Below are 22,567 nucleotides of genomic sequence, written 5' to 3' on the forward strand. Positions count from 1 at the left end.
ACAAGAAGACTACAAGAAAAACCTGAAAAATTCACTAAATTTAAAGCGTTAACAGTTGTTCTCTTAGATATTAACGACTATTTATGAAATATTAAGTATAGATTATCTAATTTGTCCCGAGAGTTTATCAATTTATAACAAGAATAATATTTTTTTACAAAAAGCCTGTTACTATTTGATCAAGAAAATCTCTCTCAAATTCAAGGGACTTTAAAAAATGAACAGAATTTATAGTGTTGTTTGGAGTTATGCGAAGAAAACTTATGTGGTGGCTTCGGAGTTTGCGTCGCGGAAAAAAATCGCCGTGGGTGCATCTGGCCTTGCGATGACAACACTACTCTCATTAGCGGTTTCAATGTCACCACTCTTCGCGGAAGAGCTTTTGGTGCACGATATCTTGCAAGCTGAAAATCCAGCGCTATTAGCGGATGTTGCAGATACAGCAGATGTTACAGATACAGAAAATAGTCACGACACTCATCAAGGACAGGATTCTTCAGGCGAGCAGAAAGCTGAAGATAAAGCCCTCGAATTACGTCAAAATGAATTAGCGCTTGCCGCTTTAGGCATTATCGCACCTGCTGATGAGCCGGTATTAGAGGTACCATCAGTGATGTTGAATCGCGATAGTTTGCTGCGATATACAGAAGGTGGTGGTACGGCAACTGGTGCTGATGCTATTGCGATAGGGACTGGATCAAGTGCTAGTGGTATATACTCTATTGCTTTTGGTAAAGATGCAAAGGCGAATGCTGAATCCTCTATCGCACAGGGTACTGGTGCCACTGCAATCGGTAAAAATAGTATTGCGTTAGGCTCAGGTGCGCAATCTGGTTCGAGCGCAGGAACGGGTGTAGCTATAGGATATCAAGCTATAAGTACAGGCGGTGGAACTGTTGCAATTGGGGAGGAAGCAAGTGCTACAATAAACAATGGGACTGCATTTGGTTATAGCGCAAAAGCGCAGGGCGCAAACTCGGTTTCGCTAGGGGCTCTGTCTAGCGCAGTAGGTACGTATTCTCTTGCAATAGGTCCTGGTGCAAAAACAAGTAGTACATCTCGATCTGCTATAGCTGTTGGTGAAAATGCAACTGCGACAGGTGAATATTCTGTTGTGCTAGGCGTAAGCACAAATGCATCTGGTGCATCATCCATTGTGGTAGGTAATAGTGCAAATGCGGCTGGTGAATCGGCTATTGCTCTAGGAACCAATGCAATCGGATTTGGCGCAAATTCTATTGCTCAAGGTAGCGGTGCGGCTGCAACTGCTGAATCAGCTATCGCGCAGGGAGCTGGTGCGAATGCATTTGCCGCTGGTTCAATTGCTCTTGGTAAGTCTGCCAAGGCGGATGTTGCTGCTACATCCGCAATTGCATTGGGCGATGGCGCAAGTGCAACAGGGGCGAATAGTGTTGCGCTCGGCACAGGTTCGCAAGCTTTAGCAGATAATAGCTACGCATTAGGCGGGGCATCAGTCTCAGGTGCCAACACCTTTGTTTATGGTAAGCAGCTTGTTGGGCCTGTAACATTTGAAAATGGTCTCTTAATGGGACAGGGGAATAGTGGCATTGTATCGGCCGATGCAATGAGTCGTACAGATGCCTCAATCCTCTTTGGGAATAATAATCGACTTGCATCTGGATATGACGAGCAAGGTTCTAATGATACGGCAATTATTGGTATCGGTCACGATAATATTATCCGAGGAACCGGCTCGCTAGTATTTGGTCGTGGTAATACTTTTGGTGACTTAGATGATCCTAATAATAAAGCAGGAGGGCAAACCGGAGGTACTTTAGGTCCTACTAATGCAATGATTATTGGGAATAACTCTAGCGTTTCTCAATTGTCTTCTGGATCATTAATATTGGGTAACAACGTTGATATAAGCGCGACTAACGCCGTCGGTATTGGTAATGGTCTCTCTAAAATTCTTGGCAACAATTCAGTGACCATAGGGAATAATATTGAACAAACAGGGCAGAGCTCGGTTGCTATCGGCGATGGTGCTTATGCCGGTGAGAGAAGTATTGGGATCGGGAATACAGCCTATGCGTATGGTTTTGATACGATCGTAATGGGAACAGGTGCGGATTCCGTTGGGCAAGGTTCAAAGAATTCAATTGCCCTAGGGACAGCAGCAAAAGTGAATAATGTGGCAGGTGCGATCGCGATGGGGAACCAGAGCCTTGTCTCTGCTGCTGATTCTATGGCATTAGGTTCGAGCAGTAAGGCAACTGGAACAACATCAGTGGCGCTCGGTAATGCAAGTAGTGCCACTGGTGCGAATTCTGTGGCGCTCGGCGCAGGCAGTATTGCATCAGAAGCAAATGTCGTTGCCGTCGGTTCTAATGCATCTAATACTCGCAAAATCAAATGGGTCACTGAAGGGGAGATCTCTCAGACCTCGAAAGATGCGATCAACGGTTCTCAGCTCTACGGAACGAATAAATCTATTGTTGATTCCTTAGGTGGTGGGGCGACCTTAAATCCTAATGGCACAATCAAAGGGCCAAGCTATACGATTACAAATGCAGATGGCAATAAAACCACAGTTAATAATGTAGGTGATGCTTTAGAGAACATTGATGGAGCTGTTACTAACAATACGACAAATATCAATAATCTCACAACGACAGTCAACGGAGGTTTAACTTTCGCGGGGGATAGCGGAACGCCTCAAAATTTCAAACTAGGACAAACTGTATCGATTGTTGGTGGTGCAACGCTTGCGAATTTAACTGATGGCAATATCGGTGTCGTGGCTGAGGGTGGTAAGCTCAATATTAAACTTTCCAAAGATCTTGCGCTTGGCACAAATGGTTCTGTGAAATTTGGCAACACAGAATTAACAGAAACAGGGCTCACAATTAAGAATGGCCCAAGCGTGACGACATCTGGAATCAATGCGGGTAATCAAAAAATCACCAATGTGACAGCCGGAACGGAAGACGCTGATGCAGTGAATGTGAGTCAGTTGAAAGAAGTTGATCAAAAAGTGGCGGATAACACCTCGAGTATTAATGATCTGGGTGATCGCGTAACAATAAATGAAGGTAATATCTCAACGATAACCGGTGATGTTAATACCATTAAAAATGATGTGACCAATATCCAAGGTGATATTACAAATCTTGGTGATCGTGTAACGATAAATGAAGGCTTGAGTTCCAATTTCTAACGCAACAGTTAATGTTTCGTCATCTGAGTAGCTTCATATTCCTTGTGAAATAGTTCTGTAATAACTTCGATAGGCGATCTAAAATTAAAGCGTTTTCGAGGTCGACTATTGAGTGATAGCGCTATTTCATCAAGCTCTTCCTGACTATGAATAGAAAGATCTGTCCCTTTGGGCAAGTATTGTCGTATCAAACCATTGATATTCTCATTACTCCCTCTTTGCCAGGGGCTATGGGGATCACAAAAGTAGATAGCAACTCCCGTATTTTGCGTGATCTGAGCATGATAAGCCATTTCTTTCCCTCGATCATAGGTCATTGTTCGTGCAAATGTTAAAGGTACTCGATTGAGTGCTGCGCTAAACCCTATAACGGCAGAGGTTGCGGTTGCATCTTCCATTTTGATTAACATAACATAACCACTAGTGCGCTCAACTAATGTGCCGACAGCTGAAGCGTTGCCTTTTCCTTTGATCAAATCACCTTCCCAATGTCCAGGTGTTAAACGATCTTCAACTTCTGGAGGACGTAAGTGAATACTTACTAAATCAGGAATTTGCCCTCTTCTATCCACAGTTCCTTTTCGGGGTTTTCGTGTGGTACGTCCTTGCCTTAAACATTGGAGTAATTCTTTTTTTAATTGGCCAACGGGTAAAGCATACAAGGCATTGTAGATTGTTTCTTGGCAAACATAGTAACTAGAATTAGCCATCTTTTTAAGTACCCCGGATATTTGTTCAGGAGATAATTTAGCACGTAAACACTGTTCCACAAAACCAAATAAGACCGTTCCTGGCGTTAGTTTTTCATCAGGGGCGCATCTCTTTCTAGCTTGTAAATAGGCGTACTGTGCCTTTGTTGCAGCATAGTGATCTTTATCCTCAACTCTTTTTAACTCTCTGGAAATTGTCGAAGGCGATCGGTTTAGCTCTTTAGCAATGGTTCGAATACTTTTATTAAGTTGTATACCAACTTCAATATTGATCCGTTCATTAAGTGATAATCTTGAATAGTTCATGGCAACATTTTACTCCTTAAGTAAGTGTTGCGCTAGGAATTGGATTCCGCCAGGTAATATCACTAACCTTAAAACAGGTAAAGCCGGTCTTATTCAGGTCAAAGATGGTCAATTAGTTGTTGATAATACAATCGATGGCGCAGATAAAGCGACATTTAATATCAAGAATGCAGACGGTTCAGCTCGTAAATTAACCGGCGTTGCGCCTGGTGAAATTGATGCTAATTCAACAGATGCAATCAATGGTTCACAACTTAAAGCGACCAATGACCGCGTTGCGAAAAATGAAGAAAATATCACGAATATTCAAGGTGATGTCACGAATCTTGGTAATCGTGTCACGGAAAATACAACGAACATTACCAATGTCACCAATAAAATCAACGAAGGTTTAACGTTTGCTGGTGATGATGGTAGTAAAAAACATCAGTTAGGCGATACAGTGTCTATAGTCGGTGGTGCCAATAAGGATGCATTAACAGCGAACAATATCGGCGTAGTTGTTGATGAAAATGGCAAGCTCAACGTAAAACTTGCGAAAGATATCGATCTTGGTGCAGACGGTTCTATGAAAGCCGGCAATACGGTTGTAAATAATGATGGCGTAAAAGTGGGCGATAATGTCACATTAGGTGATACAGGCTTAACCATTAAAGATGGCCCAAGCATTACAACTGGCGGTATTGATGCTGGTAACAAAAAAATCACGAATGTTGCAGATGGTGAAGGCACTAATGATGCTGTAAACAAAGGTCAGTTAGATGCTGTTGATAATAAAGTTACTAACAATACAACGAATATTACTAATTTAGGGGATCGTGTAACGGTCAACGAAGGTGATATCAATAATCTTAAAAATGGCACAGCAGGTCTAGTAATCCTAGGCAATGCGCCGAATGAAATCGTCTTTAATAAAGACCTCGTTGGCGAACGCGATACCTTTAACATTAGTACGGTAGGCGATGATGGTAAAACTGTGACTCGTAAAATCACAGGTGTTACAGCAGGTGAAATTGGAAAAGATTCAACAGATGCGATTAATGGTTCACAGCTTTATGCTGGTAATAAAAACCTATCTGATGCGTTAATGGGAAATCATGGAACATTAAATGCCGATGGTACATTAAATAATCTTGATTTTGCAGATGCCGTTGGATCAGATACACCTATCACAAATGTTTACGATGGTTTAGATAGCTTGAATCAACGCATTACATCAGGTAAAGCAGGGCTTGTTCAGCTTTCTGATGATGGTACTAAGCTTGTTATTGATAATGCCAATGCTGGTAGTGCCACAGAATTCAACTTCGCAAATGGCGTCAATGATAAGGGTGAAACAGTTACTCGTAAATTAACCGGCGTTAGTGAAGGCTTAATTTCTGCCGAATCAAAAGATGCGATTAATGGATCGCAATTATTCGCCACAAATAAGAACGTCGCTCAAAATACTACGAATATTAACAACTTAGGCGATGCTCTTGGTGGTGGTGCGAAGGTTAATGAAGATGGTATCTGGACCGGACCAACTTATGACTTCGGTGAGGTTGATGAAGATGGTAACAATATCACTTACAACAATGTTGGTGATGCTTTAGGAAACCTTGATGGCCGTGTTGATGAAAATACGAAAAACATTACCAACGTTACGGATAAAGTGAACAAGGGACTCTTCTTTGAAGGGGATCAAGAGGGTGATAAAAATAACTTCCAGTTAGGTGATACGGTCAAGATTGTTGGCGGTGCAGATAAGGAAGGCTTAACTGCGGGTAATATTGGTGTCAACATTAATGAAGATGGTGATATTGCGGTTCAATTATCTAAAGATCTTAATTTAGCAGATAAAGATGGCAATGCAGGTTCTGTGAAAACAGGTGATACAGTTGTTGATAATAGTGGTGTAACTGTTAAAGATGCAGAAACAGGTGAATCTGCAACTTTAGGTAAAGATGGTCTAACGACTGTTGGCGCCGATGGTAAAGCGGGTCCAAGTATTACAACTGGCGGTATTGATGCCGGGGGTAAAACAATCACTAACGTTGCCGATGGTGTGAATGGTAAAGATGCTGTCAATAAGGATCAGTTAGATACTGTCAAAGACACTATTGAAGGTAATATCGATCAAGGCTTGAACTTTGCAGGTAATACTGAAGGAGCTCAGATCAATAAGAAACTAGGCGACACGTTGACAATCAAAGGTGGCTTAGGGGAAGGCGTTGACGCGAGTGATGAAAATCTTCGTGTTGATGTTGAAGATGGCAATCTTGTTGTGAAGATGGCCAATAAGTTAACGGGCTTAGAAGATATCCAAGTTGGTAAAGCTGACGCTGATGGCGAAGAAGGTGTTGATGGAAAAATTGGTGTTACCGGAAAAGATGGTTCATCAGTTGTGATCAATGGTGCCGATGGTTCAATTGGTTTAACCGGTCCGAAAGGTGAAGATGGTTCATCATCAAGCACGAATATCTCCTTTATCAATAATGGAAAACAGGGCTTAGATGGCACGCCGGGTGAAGATGGTGAAATCCGTATTGTCTACAAAGATAAAGATGGCAATGACCAGCAAATGGCGAACTTGAATGATGGTTTAGTTTTTGGTGGTGATAACGCAGATGTTGCGGTTAAACGTAAGTTAAATGAGCGTCTTGATATTCTTGGCGGTGCAACAAATGCAACTAGTGCGAAGAATATTGTGACCACTGCAGATGAAAATGGCTCAATCCAAATTGACCTTGCGAAAGATATCGATCTTGGTGCTGATGGTTCTGTGAAAACAGGTAATACCGTTATGAACAATGATGGTGTAACTGTTAAAGATGCTACAACCGGAGAATCTGCAACGTTAGGTAAAGATGGTTTAACGACTATTGGTGCCGATGGTAAAGCGGGTCCAAGTATTACAACTGGCGGTATTGATGCCGGGGGTAAAACAATCACTAACGTTGCCGATGGTGTGAATGGTAAAGATGCTGTCAATAAGGATCAGTTAGATACTGTCAAAGACACTATTGAAGGTAATATCGATCAAGGCTTGAACTTTGCAGGTAATACTGAAGGAGCTCAGATCAATAAGAAACTAGGCGACACGTTGACAATCAAAGGTGGCTTAGGGGAAGGCGTTGACGCGAGTGATGAAAATCTTCGTGTTGATGTTGAAGATGGCAATCTTGTTGTGAAGATGGCCAATAAGTTAACGGGCTTAGAAGATATCCAAGTTGGTAAAGCTGACGCTGATGGCGAAGAAGGTGTTGATGGAAAAATTGGTGTTACCGGAAAAGATGGTTCATCAGTTGTGATCAATGGTGCCGATGGTTCAATTGGTTTAACCGGTCCGAAAGGTGAAGATGGTTCATCATCAAGCACGAATATCTCCTTTATCAATAATGGAAAACAGGGCTTAGATGGCACGCCGGGTGAAGATGGTGAAATCCGTATTGTCTACAAAGATAAAGATGGCAATGACCAGCAAATGGCGAACTTGAATGATGGTTTAGTTTTTGGTGGCGATAACGCAGATGTTGCGGTTAAACGTAAGTTAAATCAGCGTCTTGATATTTTAGGCGGTGCAACAAATGCAACTAGTGCGAAGAATATTGTGACCACTGCAGATGAAAATGGCTCAATTCAAATTGACCTTGCGAAAGATATCGATCTTGGTGCTGATGGTTCTGTGAAAACAGGAAATACAGTTGTTGATAATAGTGGTGTAACTGTTAAAGATGCAGAAACAGGTGAATCTGCAACTTTAGGTAAAGATGGTCTAACGACTGTTGGCGCTGATGGCAAAGCAGGTCCAAGTGTTAAAGGAGATGGCATTGATGCCGGCGGTAAGGTTATTACTGACGTTGCCGATGGTGTGAATGGTAAAGATGCTGTCAACAAAGGCCAGTTAGATTCAGTTCAAGCTATTGCTGATAAAGGTTTAAGCTTTGCTGGAGATGATGGATCGGAACATAACTTCAAATTAGGTGAGACGGTTAATATCCTAGGAGGAGCAACAGAGTTAACGGACAATAATATTGGTGTTAATGTTAATAGCGATGGTGATATTGAGGTTAAACTAGCCAAAGATATCGATCTTGGTGCAGAGGGTTCATTAAAAACAGGCAATACGATTATTGATAATAATGGTTTAACAATTGTCAACGGTCCAAATGTCACAGTAGATGGCATTGATGCTGGTGATAAAATTATCAAAAATGTTGCAGATGGTTCTCTTGCAGAAGACTCCCAAGATGCTGTGAATGGTTCACAACTTTATAATACGAATAAAGTTATTTCTGATGGATTAATGGGTACAAATGGAGGGGGGATTCTGAACCCTGATGGAACATTGAAGTCACCGGATTTTTCAGAAGCTTTTGGTAAACAAGAAGGAACTATTACCAATGTCTATGATGGGTTTGATTATCTCAACAAAAATATCAATGGCGTTGTGAATGGTTCTAGCGGTCTTGTGATTCTTAACCCTAATAACAAGAATGAGATTATCTTTAACCAGGGTCTTGTTGGTGGGCGTGATACATTTAATGTTAGTAATGGTGTAGATGCTGATGGTGATCAAATCACAACTAAGATTACAGGTGTTACAGATGGTAAAATTCATCAAGATTCATCCGACGCAATTAATGGTTCTCAATTAGTAGATTCAAATATTAATATGGGTAATCATTTAGGTGGTGGCGCTGGATATCAAACAGATGCTAACGGTGAGTTTATCGTAGATCAAGATGGTAACCATATTTGGCAAGGGCCTACCTACACGTTAAAAGATGAGAATGGTCAAGGGGTTACTTATGATAATGTTGGGGATGCTTTAGGTAATTTGGATAATCGCGTAGATAAAAATACAGGTGATATCAAAAATCTAGATGATAGAGTAACCAATATTGAAGGTGATATTAAAAATGTTACCGGTGATGTAAGTAATATTACTGATGGTAAGGCAGGTATTATTCAAGTTGGTAAAGGTGATCAAACTGGGCAAGTAGTAATTGATGATGGTATTGCTAAAGGTGGTGATCTAAATATAGCTAAGGATAATGGTGCTGGAGATGACCGTAAACTTACCGGTGTAAAAGACGGTACAATCAGCAAAGACTCTTCCGACGCTATTAACGGTAGCCAGCTTTATAACACTAATGATGTCATGGCCAATATTATTGGGGGAGGGCTGACTCTTAATGAAGATGGATCTCTATCCTACCCGAATAATAAATTCCAAGTGAACGGTAATTCTTACAATAATATTGCGGAAGCGATTGAAGCTGTGGATCAAGGCCAACTCTTTAGAGTTGAAAAGGATAAAGAGGGTAATGTAACGCAAATTGGTATTAATAATAGTGGAGATGCGGGTAAGACAAATACCATTAGTTTTGCCAATGGCAGTGTCGCTCGTAAAGTCACAGGTGTTGCACCAGGTGAAATTAGTGCGACTTCGACCGATGCCATCAACGGTAGCCAGTTGCATGTTGTGAAAGAGGATATCAATAATATCAACTACACCTTAAATCACTACAATACTCGTATGAACAATATTGAGAAAACCGTTCATCAAAATCGTAAGATGGCAAGTGCCGGTATCGCCGGTGCGATGGCAATGAGTTCGATCCCGTATATTGAATACTCGAAATATTCATTCGGTATGGGGCTTGGCTATTATGACAATGAAAGTGCAGTGTCTCTAGGGGTTCAAGGTAAGTTGACCGATCGATCACGTTTTAGACTGCAAATGTCATATGACACACAGAATAAGATTGGTGTTGGTGTCGGTATTGCTTTTGAATGGTGATAGATAGCTATTATTAATTTTAAAACATAGAATAAGTGCCTAGGTAATCCAGTTGTAAACCTAGGCACTTTTTTATTTTGCATTCTTCGGAATTAAGATAGGAGATATTAAGCAGAACTTAAGAAACAGACACTACAATATCGCGTATGCTGAGGGGAGATTTTAGATGAAAATTTTATTGGTGGAAGATGATCGTTCGTTAGGAGATACCATTCAGAAATGGTTGCAGATGGATGGCTATGTGGTGGATTGGTTGACTAATGGCAATGATGCGAAGAATGTATTGATTGATACTTATGATTGTCTCTTACTTGATCGGGGTTTGCCCGGGTTGTCGGGGGATATGATTTTAAAGAATTTTCGCAGTCAAAAGAAAGCATTGCCGATTATTATGATTACTGCACGCGATAGTATTGCCGATCGTATCGAAGGACTCGATTTAGGGGCTGATGATTATCTTGTGAAGCCTTTTGATCTAGAGGAACTGTCGGCGCGGATTCGGGCAATCTCTCGGCGGATTAGTCAGCAGGTGGAAACGGTATTTGTGCATGAAGATATCACGCTCGATCCGGCGACTAAAGTGGTGCAGAAAGCGGGCGAATCAGTGACATTGACCGCTAAAGAGTATGCTGTGCTTCATACTTTAATGCAGTATCCTACCCGCACATTTACTAGAGAGGCCTTAGAAGATAAGCTCTATGCGTGGGGGAATGAGGTGGAGAGTAATGCCGTTGAGGTGCATATTCATCATTTACGTAAGAAGCTTGGCAATGGCTTTATTCGAACACGCCGCGGTTTAGGTTATACCTTAGTGGGATAATGAATAGTTGCAATAGGCAATATCCATACGAATATGCAGATTCAATATGAAGGTTTCAGATGAATCTCAATATTGAGTTTCAGTGAAATGAGTGAACGAGTTGAGGCAATATGGCGCGCAAAAAAGGCTTTGAAACAGTAGATCATGAGGGTAAATCAGGGAGGAAATCTCGCTTTCCCCAGTTTTTTTCGTGCCGGAGAAGTTACTCTCTACGAGGAACATTAATTACCAGTATTTTGCTCTCAACATTACTGCTTTGGGGAATGAGTCTCGCGATTACCACTTATGTGAGTTGGAATCAGACAAAAGATGTATTGGATGAAGCGCTAGTACGCTCAGCGCAGGTTTTATCGCAATTAGTAGATCGCGGACCACCGCCGGTGCGGGAACGGCCTGTGCGAGGAAAGGTCGATTTAGAAGATGATCGTTTCTATTTCCAGGTGATTAGTGAGGGGCGCGTGATTGCGAAAAGTAGCCGTGCGCCCAATTTTCCTTTTGTGCGCCGGTTTAAAGGGTATAAAGGCTTTGCGAATATTTCGGTTGCCGGCGATCCTTGGCGGGTTTTTGTACTGCCGAAACATCACTCCCCTTATGAGATTCAGGTAGGACATGCCATTGAGATGCGCCATGAATTCCTTGATGATTTAACGGAAGAGCTTGTTTTTTCAGGGTTAATTGCATTAATCACCTCTATTTTACTCAACGGGGTTTTAGTCTTTTGGGGGCTGAAACCCTTGACGGCTATTTCTACTCAACTCTCGCGATTATCGCCGAAAAACCTTAAACCGATTGAAGTTCGTACTCATGCGAAAGAGATTATTGCCATTGAAGAGTCGCTTAATATGTTATTAACCGATCTTGAAATTGCTCGGCAACATGAGCGGCAATTTACGGCAGATGCATCCCATGAATTACGCACGCCGTTAAGCGCGATTCAGATGAAATTACAATTGTTACAACGAGAAAAACCAGAACTTGCCGGCGCACTACAACCGCTGCAACAGGATATTCGCCGAGCAACTCATCTGATTGAACATCTCTTGATTTTAGCGAGACTAGATCCTTTAACATTAATGAGTGGCGAGCAATTGCCGATGAAGCCGGTCACAATATTACCGCTATTGACGGATGTGGAATCTCTTTTCACGCAATCCCTGACCGATAAAGCGATTCGGCTCACGCAAATAGATCAAATTCCGGAGAATGTAGCGCCGGCGGTGATGGGGAATGAGGATCTACTGTTAGTCGCCATCAAAAATGTAATAGGGAATGCGGTCAAATATGCGCCTAGAGGTGCGGATATTACCATAACCTTGTCGCAAGAACTGCGGGAATCGAAGGCTTATTTAGCGATTACCATTTTAGATAATGGTGCCGGAGTCGATGCTGAGGCGCTCTCCCGTTTAACACAGCGCTTTTATCGAGTATTAGGAACAGAAGAGACAGGAAGCGGTTTAGGTTTATCGATTGTGAAGAAGATTGTTGAACTTCATCAAGGAAGCTTGCGTTTGCGTTCTCGGCCAGACGTAGATGGTTTTGAAGTGACGCTTTATCTGCCGTTATTATTACAAGAGTAAAAGGGCAAATAAATTTATCTTATCTTATCGCTATCTTTTTGTTATGAAAGGGTAAACTTGCCCGATTTTCAATCGATTCATAAAATGAAAAGGTGGATTAACTATTTGATTTGAAAAATTAATATTTATTTTCTCACTTAAGATAGCGTTAAGGTTAGCCTGTTCTAATAGGATCATAGAAACAGATCTTTCTAATTACAACAAGGAGAATTAGAGAATGCGTAAGTTAATTTTATCAGCCGCTTTAATGTCAATCACTGCAGTCGCTTCAGCACAATTTGTAGCGCCTGCGGATGCACCTAAGCCTGTAGCACCAGAGCATCAGATGGAAAAAGGGCAACCTGAAGCACCGAAAGGAGAGCTAGGAAAGCCAGATCCAAGAAAACCTGAAGGGTCTAGAGCTGATGGCTCAAGAGGTGAAGGTCCTAGAGCTAATGGCCCAAGAGGTGAAGGCCCTAGAGCTGATGGCCCAAGAGGTGAAGGTCCTAGAGCTAATGGCCCAAGAGGTGAGCATCGTAAACATGAAGGGCCCAAAGGCGAACATCGTAAACACGATGGTCCAAAAGGTGAGCGTCGTAAACACGAAGGGTCAAAAGGCGAACATCGTAAACACGAAGCCCCCAAAGGTGAGCGTCGTAAACACGAAGGACCAAAAGGTGCACTTCCAAAACATGATGCATCAAAACCAGAAGCGCCTAAGCCGGTTGCCGCTTAGTTGGGCCGATATTTTTTAAGTAGTATAGTAATTCAATCCACTATTTCAAGGAGAAATAAGATATGCGTAAATTGATTTTAGCAGCAACATTAGTCACAACTTGTGCTTTGGGTTCATCAGTGGCATTTGCCCAATTTTCAGGTCCATCATCAGCAGGCGGTTTTATCGATAAAAATGCACCTGCGGTGAATACTACTGGACAAGTGATTTCAGTGAAAGATGCGATTACACTTCGTGATGATAGCAAAGTAGTATTAGAAGGGAAGATTGTAGAGCAAGTGGGTAAAGAGAAATACCGCTTTAAGGATGCTTCGGGTGAAGTGATTGTTGAGATTGATAATGATGATTGGAAGGGTATTCAAGTAACCCCTCAAGATACCGTTTTAATCTATGGTGAAGTTGATCATCATCGTCATCGCCCAACGGATATCGATGTTGATCATATTATGTTAAAGCCATAATCATGACAGATTGGTAATGAGAGCGACCCTGAAACAAGTGAGTAGTGGATATCTTAAAATCTGATTTTAGATTGTCATCTTAGATTGGTAATCTCCACTTAATTTCTACTACAGATTGTACGAGGATAGGTTGTCACAAATCGCTCAAAATTAAAATCCTAAACTGTCATTAGGCAGTTTAGGATTTTTTATATTGTGAGATCATTCAAATTCAATAGTCAGTCTATTTCATTTTCAAAATCCGTAAACTATTACCAATGACAATGAGACTTGCGCCTACATCGGCAAAAACAGCCGCCCACATGCTCTCATAGCCAAAGAGTATCGCGAGGAAGAAGATCGCTTTTATGCCTAATGCGATCAAGATATTTTGCTGAATAAGTTGCAATGTTTTGCGTGAAACAGTCAAGAAATAGGGTAATTTTGCAAGATCATCATCCATAATGGCCACATTCGCGGTCTCAATGGAGATATCGCTGCCAATGACACCCATTGCAAAGCCGATATCCGCTTGTGCTAAGGCCGGTGCATCATTAATCCCATCACCGATCATGCCTACCACCGGCGTTCTCTTAGAGAATCGCGATATCGTAGACGTCGATTGTTGGGCTGCGGTCAAGCAGGCAAGCTTATCTTCTGGCAATAGCGCACCATGCGCCTCATTAATGCCAATTTTTTCAGCGACTTGATTGACCGCCCCTTGATGATCGCCGGAGAGGAGAATCGGGGTAATCCCCATCGATTGGAGTGTTTGAATCACGCTTTCGGCATTCTCTTTCACAGGATCTGTCACCGCAAAGATCGCGCGGATGTGACCATCGATGGCAAAGAGCGATAAGCTTGCGCCGAGAGATTCAATGGCTTGTAGCTTCTCTTCTGCCGGTGTGAGTTGAATATTATTAGCAACCATCATAGCTCGATTACCGAGTAGAATCTGATGACCTTGCCATTGGCCTTTCGTTCCATGACCGGCAACCGCCGTAAATTTCGCTATTTCAACGACTTGGGATAGGTTCATAGTCGCTGTATTTTCATTTTTCTGCACCGTTTGACTGCCGGTGACAATCGCTTTTGAGATCGGGTGATCAGAACGCGCGGCAAGACTCACCGCTAATTGTGTAATGAGTGTTTTATCCTCGATCTCTTCGGCATTTGAGGAGGTACTCGGTAATGAATTATTGGGTAATTCTACATAGAAGATCTCATCGAGTACTGGTTTTCCCATAGTAAGAGTACCAGTTTTATCAAAGGCAAGATGGGTTAAGTGTGCTCCTTTTTCGATAAACTCCCCGCCTTTTACTAAAATACCATGTCGTGCTAGCTGAGTTAAGGCACTGACAATGGCGACCGGCGTTGAGATCACAAGCGCACAAGGGCAGGCAATGATTAATACCACTAAGGCTTTATAGATCGACTCAAACCAAGAGGCGCCGAAGAGTGGCGAGAATAGCGCAATGGCGATGGCGATTAAAAAGACAATCGGCGTATAAATGGCGGCAAATCGATCGATAAATCGTTGTACCGGCGCTTTCTTCACTTGTGCTGCTTCAATGGTTTGAATAATCTTTGCAAGGGTCGAGTTTTCTGATGTGGAGCTTGTGCGATAATCGATCTCTCCTTGCAGATTAATACTGCCGGCATACACAGGAGAACCCACAGACTTATCCACAGGCATACTTTCGCCGGTAATTGCCGATTCATCTAAACTTGAATGACCGCGAGTGATGGTACCATCAAGAGGCAGGCGCTCACCGGGGGCAATGCGGAGTAAGCTCCCTTGTGGAATAGTATCTACTTGCATGATTTGCAGCCCTGATTCGGTTATGACATTCGCTTCATCGGGTGCAAGTTTGAGTAACTTTTCCACAGCATTTTGTGCTTTGGTAAGGGATTTGGCTTCAATTAATTCCGATAGCGTAAAGAGGAAAATTACCATTGCCGCCTCAGGGAAAACCCCTAAGAGAAAAGCACCGGTCACCGCAACGCTCATTAAGGCATTAATATTGAGGGTACGATTTTTGAGCGCAATCCAACCTTTTTTATAAGTGGTTAATCCCACAAGGGCGATGGTGAGCAGTGCAAAAATGGCACTAATCCAAGCGCTACCGCCAGCTAACTCAATGATTTCAGAAATTAGCGCCGATACGCCGGCAAGGATTAATCGCGGTGTTTCATAACGTTCATAGAAGGCGCGTGGCGCATCAAGATGATCTCGTTTGCCTGCTTCGATGAGTTGTGGCGTCATATTGAGCGTCTTGATCTTTGCGATCATCGCTTCGAGATCTCCTTTGTGGATAAGATAGAGTTCGCGTTTGAGGTAATTAAAGCGAAGTTCTGCCACATCGGGATGATCGGCTAGAACCCGTTCGATCAATTTCGATTCCATCGGGCAATCCATCTCTTGAATATAGAGAATATCTTGTCGGTATCCTGCAGGTATATCAGTGCTAGGTGTGACATTCTCTTCAGATGTATTTGAACAACAGCTTTGCATCGTGACTTCATCATAATGATGATCGCTATGCTCATGCTCATGCTCATGCTCATGCTCATGCTCATGTGTTGTGATCGCTTGTTCAGTCGTTTGATCGGTGCAGCCACAATGTTTTTTGTTCTCTTTTATGTGCTCTGTCATAGGAATCCTTTGTAGTGATGGAATCTCTATCTATTCCTTAAAAATGGCGGAATATCGATGAATAAGGTTTGCTTTCATACTATTAAACACTCTATAGTAACTACAGGGTCAAGTATTCTATGAAGGATTCATTAATCCATTGCTTGAGATGTTTTATTAGGCGCGAAAGAGGGGGCAAATATGCAACAACAAAGTTATAAAATCGGTGAGCTTGCGACTTTAAGTCGAGTGCCGGTAGAGACGATTCGTTATTATGAAAAAGAGGGATTATTAGCTGAACCAGAGCGAGCTGAGAATAATTACCGTATCTATCGCCCGGCCCATCTCCAGCGTTTACGTCTGATTCGGAATTGTCGAGCCTTTGATATGAGTTTAGAGGAGATTCGGCAAATTATTGAAGCGACAGAAGCAGCGGGGGATTGTCTACCGATTAATGAGATTATTCAGAAGCATCTTGATCATATTGAACAGCGGATTTCGGAATTAACGCTACTTCGCACAGAACTCGGTAAAATCCAAGCCCGTTGCCAACAGGATCACAGTGCCGATCACTGTTCCATTATTGATGAGATCCATCAGCTCAATCCTGAAATGCAGAAGAATCCGACCCATCTCTCATAATAAGGGGTTATTTATAGTGCTATTAAATATAGTAAATTTGGTTTAAGAAAAATAGTTTGTAAGCCGCTAGTACGGGATTTTAAAAGAACCTAAAAGCGTACTAAACAACACTTGCAAGATGCCGGATAGAACAGATTCCTTGCCTCGATCAGCTGATGCGCCGGCATTTAAATAAGCGTTATTGTATCCCCTCAAACCAACGATTCTGTCTTGAGAGATGATAGGTTAAATAACCCATAATGACCCCTCTTAGTGCCATAAAGAGCAGGAATGTTATCCATAAGCCGTCATTACCAAATGTGGCAAGCAGATACCCTATCGGCAGCGCAAGAATAAAAGCAAGCAGCATACCATTTCGCATTTCTCGAGCCTTCGTTGCGCCGATAAAGAGGCCATCTAGTAGATAACTCCAAACGCTAATTAAGGGTAAGAGTGTGAGATAAGGCATCAGCGGATAAGCGGTTTCTCGCACCGCCGAAATATCGGAAATAAGATCGATAAAGTAATGCCCGAAAATGCCAAAGAAGAGCAAAAAGAGTAGCGCTACTAGAAAAGCCCAACTGCCGGCGACTAACATCACATTTTGTAGTAACGTATTATTCTGCTCGCCCACGGCTTTACCGGTTAAAGCTTCGATAGCGTGGGCAAAACCATCGAGTAGGTAAGAGATCAGCAATAATCCATTGAGGATAATCATATTCGCAGCTACGATATCGCCCCCTAATCGAGATCCCTGAATTGTGACTAAGAAAAAGGCAAATTGTAGAATGACACTTCGGATAAATATATCCCGATTGACAAAAATAAGCGGTCGCCAATTGTGCCAATATTGTAAGGGGGCAATACGCCATTGACCCATAATGGATTTGAGCATTTTCGGAAGAAAACAGAAGGCTGTGATAACACCGAGCCATTCTGCTAATACGGCTGCTTTTGCTACGCCGGTAATCCCCATCTCAAAATGAAGGACAAAGAGCAGGGAGAAGAGAATATTACTGATATTGGTGGCTAATAAGATATAAAGTGGCACTCGAGCATTTTGCATTCCTAAAAACCAACCAATGAGCGCAAAATTGAGAAGTGCCGCCGGTAAGCCGAACAGCCGAATATTTAAAAATTGGGAGGCATTATCGAGTAATGCTGGAGATAGCTGCATTAAATGAAATGCGAGGGTTGTAATCGGTGAAGCGAATAAAAGCAGAATCCCGGCAAAAAGGAGCGCAAGCAAGAGCCCTTGTAGGAGAATCTGCCGAATATGATTGCCATTTTCTTGACCAACCGCTTGAGCGGTAAAACCTGTAGTTCCCATCCGCAGAAAATTAAAGATTGCGACAAGGAAGAGATAAAGGCTACTAGCAATGCCAACGCTCGCCATCATTTCGGCGTTATGAAGATGCCCAACGATCATCGTATCAACCGTCCCGACTAAAGGGACAGAGATATTTGAGAGAATCATCGGCAGCGTCAAAGCCCATACTTGTTGATGGATAGAGCGTTGTTGCCAAGCATCTTTAAAACGTGTTAGAAGTGTCGTCATTGAGGTAGGATTGTTCTACTTGTATAAAATTTAATCAGTTTTTTTGGATTTTCACCTTGAATTTAGCCGAGTGATCCCCATTAATAAGAGCGTAACAGAAGATCCCAGTCAGTTGGATATTGTAAGTAAAATCTCTTGATTATTCTCTATTTTCAATAAGATAAATAGATAGTAATCAGTGGAGGTTGGACCCCTGCATATCGCTGACAGGGTAACATAATAAATGCAAATATTAGATTAACGATCTTTTAAATGAGGAACAAACTATGAAATTACGTCCTTTACATGACAGAGTGATTATCAAACGTGAAGAAGAAGAGCTTAAAACAGCGGGCGGTATCGTGCTTCCAGGCACCGCTGCAGAGAAACCTTCACGCGGTGAAGTGATTGCTGTTGGAACTGGCAAAGTGTTAACCAATGGTGAAGTGAAAGCTTTAGATGTCAAAGTAGGCGATAAAGTTCTATTCGGTAAGTTCTCTGGTTCTGAAGTAGAAGTCGCTGGTGAGAAATTACTCGTGATGCGTGAAGATGAAGTGATGGCTGTGATAGAAGCATAATCAGAGCATAGTTAAACGATTAATCAAAAACGATCAATCAAAAAACGATTTTAAGATTTTCAGAATTCATTCAAGATAAAAGGAATAATAGATATGGCTAAAGAAGTTCGTTTTGGCGAAGATGCGCGTAAAAGAATGGTTGCGGGTGTTAATATTTTAGCAAACGCAGTAAAAGTTACTTTAGGTCCTAAAGGCCGTAACGTTGTATTAGATAAAAGCTTTGGCGCACCGGTTGTGACTAAAGATGGTGTTTCTGTTGCGCGTGAAATCGAGCTTGAAGATAAGTTCGAAAATATGGGTGCACAAATGGTGCGTGAAGTATCTTCAAAAACTGCAGATACAGCAGGTGATGGTACAACAACGGCAACTGTTTTAGCACAAGCAATCGTGCGTGAAGGTATGAAATCAGTCGCTGCGGGTATGAACCCAATGGATATCAAACGTGGTATCGATAAAGCGGTTGCGGCAGCAGTTGAAGAGCTTCGTAATATCTCTAAACCATGTGCAGATGATAAATCGATCGCACAAGTAGGGACTATCTCTGCAAACTCTGATAAAGAGATTGGTGAGATCATTGCAGAAGCGATGAGAAAAGTAGGGAAAGAAGGCGTAATCACTGTGGAAGAAGGTTCAGGTTTAGAGAACTCTTTAGAAACAGTAGAAGGTATGCAATTTGACCGCGGTTACCTCTCTCCATATTTCATCAACAACCAAGAATCAATGGCGGCTGAATTAGAAGACCCATTCATTCTTCTTTGCGATAAGAAAATCGGTAACATTCGTGAGATGATCACTGTGTTAGAAGAAGTGGCAAAAGCAGGTCGCCCACTTCTGATCATCGCTGAAGATGTTGAAGGTGAAGCACTTGCAACTCTCGTGATCAACAATATGCGTGGTATCGTGAAAGTCGCTGCGGTAAAAGCGCCTGGTTTTGGTGATCGTCGTAAAGCAATGCTTGAAGATATCGCAATCTTAACAGGCGGTACGGTAATCTCTGAAGAGATCGGCATGAGCCTTGAAAAAGCAACTGTTAATGATCTTGGTATCGCAAAGCGTGTTGTTGTGGATAAAGAGACTACAACAATCGTAGATGGTAACGGCGATAAAAGTGCGATCGAAGCGCGTGTTGCTCAAATTCAGCAACAAATGAATGAAGCAACTTCAGAGTATGACAAAGAGAAACTGCAAGAGCGCGTTGCGAAATTAGCAGGCGGTGTTGCAGTGATCCAAGTGGGTGCGGCGACTGAAGTTGAGATGAAAGAGAAGAAAATGCGTGTTGAAGATGCGCTTCATGCAACTCGTGCAGCCGTTGAAGAAGGTATCGTCCCTGGCGGTGGTGTTGCATTAGTCCGTGCATTAACCCGTATTGCTGATCTTAAAGGCGATAACGAAGAGCAAGATGCAGGTATTCGTGTTGCCCTTCGTGCAATGGAAGAGCCATTACGCCAAATCGTCGCAAATGCTGGTGAACCTGCGGATGTTGTGTTGAATGCCGTAAAAGAAGGAAAAGAAGATGCCTTTGGTTACAATGCAGCAACAGGCGAATATGGGGATATGGTTGAAATGGGTATCTTAGATCCAACTAAAGTCACTCGTTCAGCGATCCAAAATGCAGCATCAGTGGCTTCACTTATCATTACAACTGAGTGCATGATTGCTGACCTTCCTGCGAAAGAAGGCGGTATGCCTGATATGGGCGGCATGGGTGGAATGGGCGGTATGCCTGGTATGATGTAATCATTATTCAATCAGAATGATGGTGGTCGGAGTGTAAAAGCTCATACCTAAAAGTCCATACATAAAAAGCAATATAAACGGAGAAGAGCGTCGATTATTCGGCGCTCTTTTTTTTGTGATCTATTTTTGTGATCTATTTTTTATTCTTTCCAGTGATGAAGTTGATTGTCTAAGTTGTGCTTAATAGAATCTGATTCTCGGCGGGAGGGAATGCTTGCAATTCCAGTCCTATCGTGCGCCCGCAGTAAGGCGATCTTGCCCTATTTCGACCGTGAAATTGCCCACTTGCCGGCGAATCAGCTGATCGAGGCGAGGAAACAGTTCTATCCGGCATCTTGCAAGTGTTGTTTAGTACGGTTTTATTTTCTTTTAAAACTCTACAATAGCTGTTTAAAAACCACATTTCTTAAAACAAATTTATTATAGTGATAAAAAGCGCAATATCATCACAATATTGCGCTTTTACTTTGGTATCTAGCGTATTAGATATTATTGCTTAATGGTATAACAAGGGATATATTCGCTTCCCGGTAATTTCATCCGTTGCTGAGTTACGAAATCTTGTAGTAGAACATCCATTAACTGCATCAATTCAGGATCACCGTGAAGTTCATAAGGCCCTTTTTCAGCAATTTCACGAACGCCAAACTCTTTCACATTACCGGCCACGATTCCTGAAAAGGCTTTGCGTAAGTTGGCAGCTAATTTATCTTTTGGTTGATTAAGGCTTAAATCTAGGGCAGCCATATTGTCATGGGTAGGAATAAAGGGTTGTTGGAAATCTTCAGGGATTTTTAGTAACCAATTGAAGCAGTAAGAATCCCCGCGCTGTTGTCGGCAGGTTTTCACCTCCATCATCCCTTTTTTCATCTTTTTCGCCACCGCTTCTGGATCATCGATAATGATATCGTAAAGTCCTTGGGCTTCTTCGCCGAGGGTTTTGCCAATAAAAGTATCGAGTGTTCTGAAGTAAGCTTCGCTCTCTTTGGGGCCGGTTAAAACGAGCGGTAAGCAGATCTCTCTATTTTCAGGAAGTAACAATAATCCTAAAATATAGAGAAGCTCCTCCGCAGTCCCTACACCGCCAGGGAAGATAATAATACCGTGACCTAAACGGATAAAGGCTTCTAAGCGTTTCTCAATGTCGGACATGACAATTAATTCATTGACCAATGGATTAGGGGGCTCTGCTGCAATGATAGAGTTTTCGGTAATGCCAATAAACCGACTATCTTTATTCGATTGTCTGGCATGCCCTACCGCAGCGCCGCGCATCGGTGCTTCCATTGCGCCAGGGCCACAACCGGTACAGATGTTTAAATGGCGAACGCCGAGCGATTGCCCAACAGCATAGCCATATTCATATTCCACCTCATTAATCGAATGGCCGCCCCAACAGACGATAATATTGGGATCTAAATCTGTGCGAAGGGCATTGGCATTGCGCAGGATCGCAAAGACAAAATCGGTGGTGAGGGAATTCCGTGTTTCGTGGGGAATTTCAATAAAATCGCCATCATTCTTTTTGTATGAATGGTAGAGATCTGAAATAGAGCGAATAAAGAGGGTATCTCTTAGAACAGAGAAGAGATTACGACGAATCACATCGGTTAATTTACCATCAACAAAGACATTTTCAGGGGGATTAAAGAGTCGTAATTTAATACCCCGCTCGGTACGAATGAGCTCAATGTCGTAGTCTTGGTATTTGTTAAAAATCACATTCGCATCATCTGTTTGGCTTCCGGTATTAAGGACAGCAAGGGTGCAGTTTCTAAAAAGGGGATAAAGATCACCTTTTGCTGTTTTTTTTAAAATCGCACTTTCTGCATGAGAGATAAGATCCATCGATCCTCTCGGCGGATAAATATCAAAATGAATCCGATTAGGCATAAATAAAGGCTCCTTTTAGGAATGGGTAA

13 protein-coding genes are annotated in these 22,567 nt (G+C 42.3%); 9 read left to right on the forward strand and 4 right to left on the reverse strand.

All coding sequences use genetic code 11. From position 1 onward, the window contains the following. Positions 1–217 precede the first annotated feature (217 nt). On the forward strand, positions 218–3,181 hold the full coding sequence (locus tag WMO13_RS10350) for an ESPR-type extended signal peptide-containing protein (protein ID WP_026878920.1): 2,964 nt from the start codon (positions 218–220) through the stop codon (positions 3,179–3,181). Positions 3,182–3,189: 8 nt separating this feature from the next. On the opposite strand, the gene WMO13_RS10355 is transcribed toward WMO13_RS10350, so the two are convergent. Next, positions 3,190–4,197 (reverse strand): IS30 family transposase, encoded by a 1,008-nt coding sequence (locus WMO13_RS10355; RefSeq protein ID WP_342386827.1) that lies wholly within the window; start codon positions 4,195–4,197, stop codon positions 3,190–3,192. Between WMO13_RS10355 and WMO13_RS10360 the strand changes: the two genes are divergently transcribed. The 5 genes from WMO13_RS10360 to WMO13_RS10380 all read left to right on the forward strand — a co-directional run bounded on the left by WMO13_RS10360 (position 4,196) and on the right by WMO13_RS10380 (position 13,558). Beyond that, positions 4,196–9,985, forward strand: coding sequence for a YadA-like family protein (locus WMO13_RS10360; RefSeq protein WP_342386856.1), 5,790 nt, complete (start codon positions 4,196–4,198; stop codon positions 9,983–9,985). The two genes, WMO13_RS10355 and WMO13_RS10360, sit on opposite strands and share 2 nt — an antisense overlap. A 166-nt stretch (positions 9,986–10,151) precedes the next feature. Further along, positions 10,152–10,805: a response regulator transcription factor gene (locus WMO13_RS10365; RefSeq protein ID WP_026878967.1), complete on the forward strand. Its 654-nt coding sequence runs from the start codon at positions 10,152–10,154 to the stop codon at positions 10,803–10,805. Positions 10,806–10,915: 110 nt separating this feature from the next. Continuing rightward, positions 10,916–12,382 carry an ATP-binding protein gene (locus tag WMO13_RS10370; RefSeq protein WP_026878966.1) on the forward strand — a complete coding sequence of 489 codons (1,467 nt, stop codon included), beginning with the start codon at positions 10,916–10,918 and terminating at the stop codon, positions 12,380–12,382. Between the two features lie 217 nt (positions 12,383–12,599). Next, positions 12,600–13,097, forward strand: coding sequence for a hypothetical protein (locus WMO13_RS10375; protein WP_051396231.1), 498 nt, complete (start codon positions 12,600–12,602; stop codon positions 13,095–13,097). 62 nt (positions 13,098–13,159) lie between these two features. Next, positions 13,160–13,558 carry a YgiW/YdeI family stress tolerance OB fold protein gene (locus WMO13_RS10380; RefSeq protein WP_026878965.1) on the forward strand — a complete coding sequence of 133 codons (399 nt, stop codon included), beginning with the start codon at positions 13,160–13,162 and terminating at the stop codon, positions 13,556–13,558. Between the two features lie 223 nt (positions 13,559–13,781). On the opposite strand, the gene WMO13_RS10385 is transcribed toward WMO13_RS10380, so the two are convergent. Then, positions 13,782–16,193: a heavy metal translocating P-type ATPase gene (locus tag WMO13_RS10385; RefSeq protein WP_051396230.1), complete on the reverse strand. Its 2,412-nt coding sequence runs from the start codon at positions 16,191–16,193 to the stop codon at positions 13,782–13,784. A 180-nt stretch (positions 16,194–16,373) separates the two neighbouring features. Between WMO13_RS10385 and WMO13_RS10390 the strand changes: the two genes are divergently transcribed. Further along, complete coding sequence (locus WMO13_RS10390; RefSeq protein WP_026878963.1) at positions 16,374–16,814, forward strand: MerR family transcriptional regulator; 441 nt, start codon at positions 16,374–16,376, stop codon at positions 16,812–16,814. A 178-nt stretch (positions 16,815–16,992) separates the two neighbouring features. Here the strand turns inward: WMO13_RS10390 and WMO13_RS10395 are convergent, their stop codons facing one another. After that, positions 16,993–18,351 carry an MATE family efflux transporter gene (locus WMO13_RS10395; RefSeq protein ID WP_026878962.1) on the reverse strand — a complete coding sequence of 453 codons (1,359 nt, stop codon included), beginning with the start codon at positions 18,349–18,351 and terminating at the stop codon, positions 16,993–16,995. A 266-nt stretch (positions 18,352–18,617) separates the two neighbouring features. Between WMO13_RS10395 and WMO13_RS10400 the strand changes: the two genes are divergently transcribed. Then, positions 18,618–18,908 (forward strand): co-chaperone GroES, encoded by a 291-nt coding sequence (locus WMO13_RS10400; RefSeq protein ID WP_026878961.1) that lies wholly within the window; start codon positions 18,618–18,620, stop codon positions 18,906–18,908. 93 nt (positions 18,909–19,001) lie between these two features. Further along, positions 19,002–20,645 carry a chaperonin GroEL gene (gene groL / locus WMO13_RS10405; protein ID WP_026878960.1) on the forward strand — a complete coding sequence of 548 codons (1,644 nt, stop codon included), beginning with the start codon at positions 19,002–19,004 and terminating at the stop codon, positions 20,643–20,645. Between the two features lie 489 nt (positions 20,646–21,134). On the opposite strand, the gene ppnN is transcribed toward groL, so the two are convergent. Further along, complete coding sequence (gene ppnN, locus WMO13_RS10410; protein WP_034855730.1) at positions 21,135–22,538, reverse strand: nucleotide 5'-monophosphate nucleosidase PpnN; 1,404 nt, start codon at positions 22,536–22,538, stop codon at positions 21,135–21,137. Positions 22,539–22,567: the final 29 nt, after the last annotated feature.

It is taken from the genome of Ignatzschineria larvae DSM 13226 (assembly GCF_038500265.1).
GTDB classification, from domain to species: Bacteria; Pseudomonadota; Gammaproteobacteria; order Cardiobacteriales; family Wohlfahrtiimonadaceae; genus Ignatzschineria; species Ignatzschineria larvae.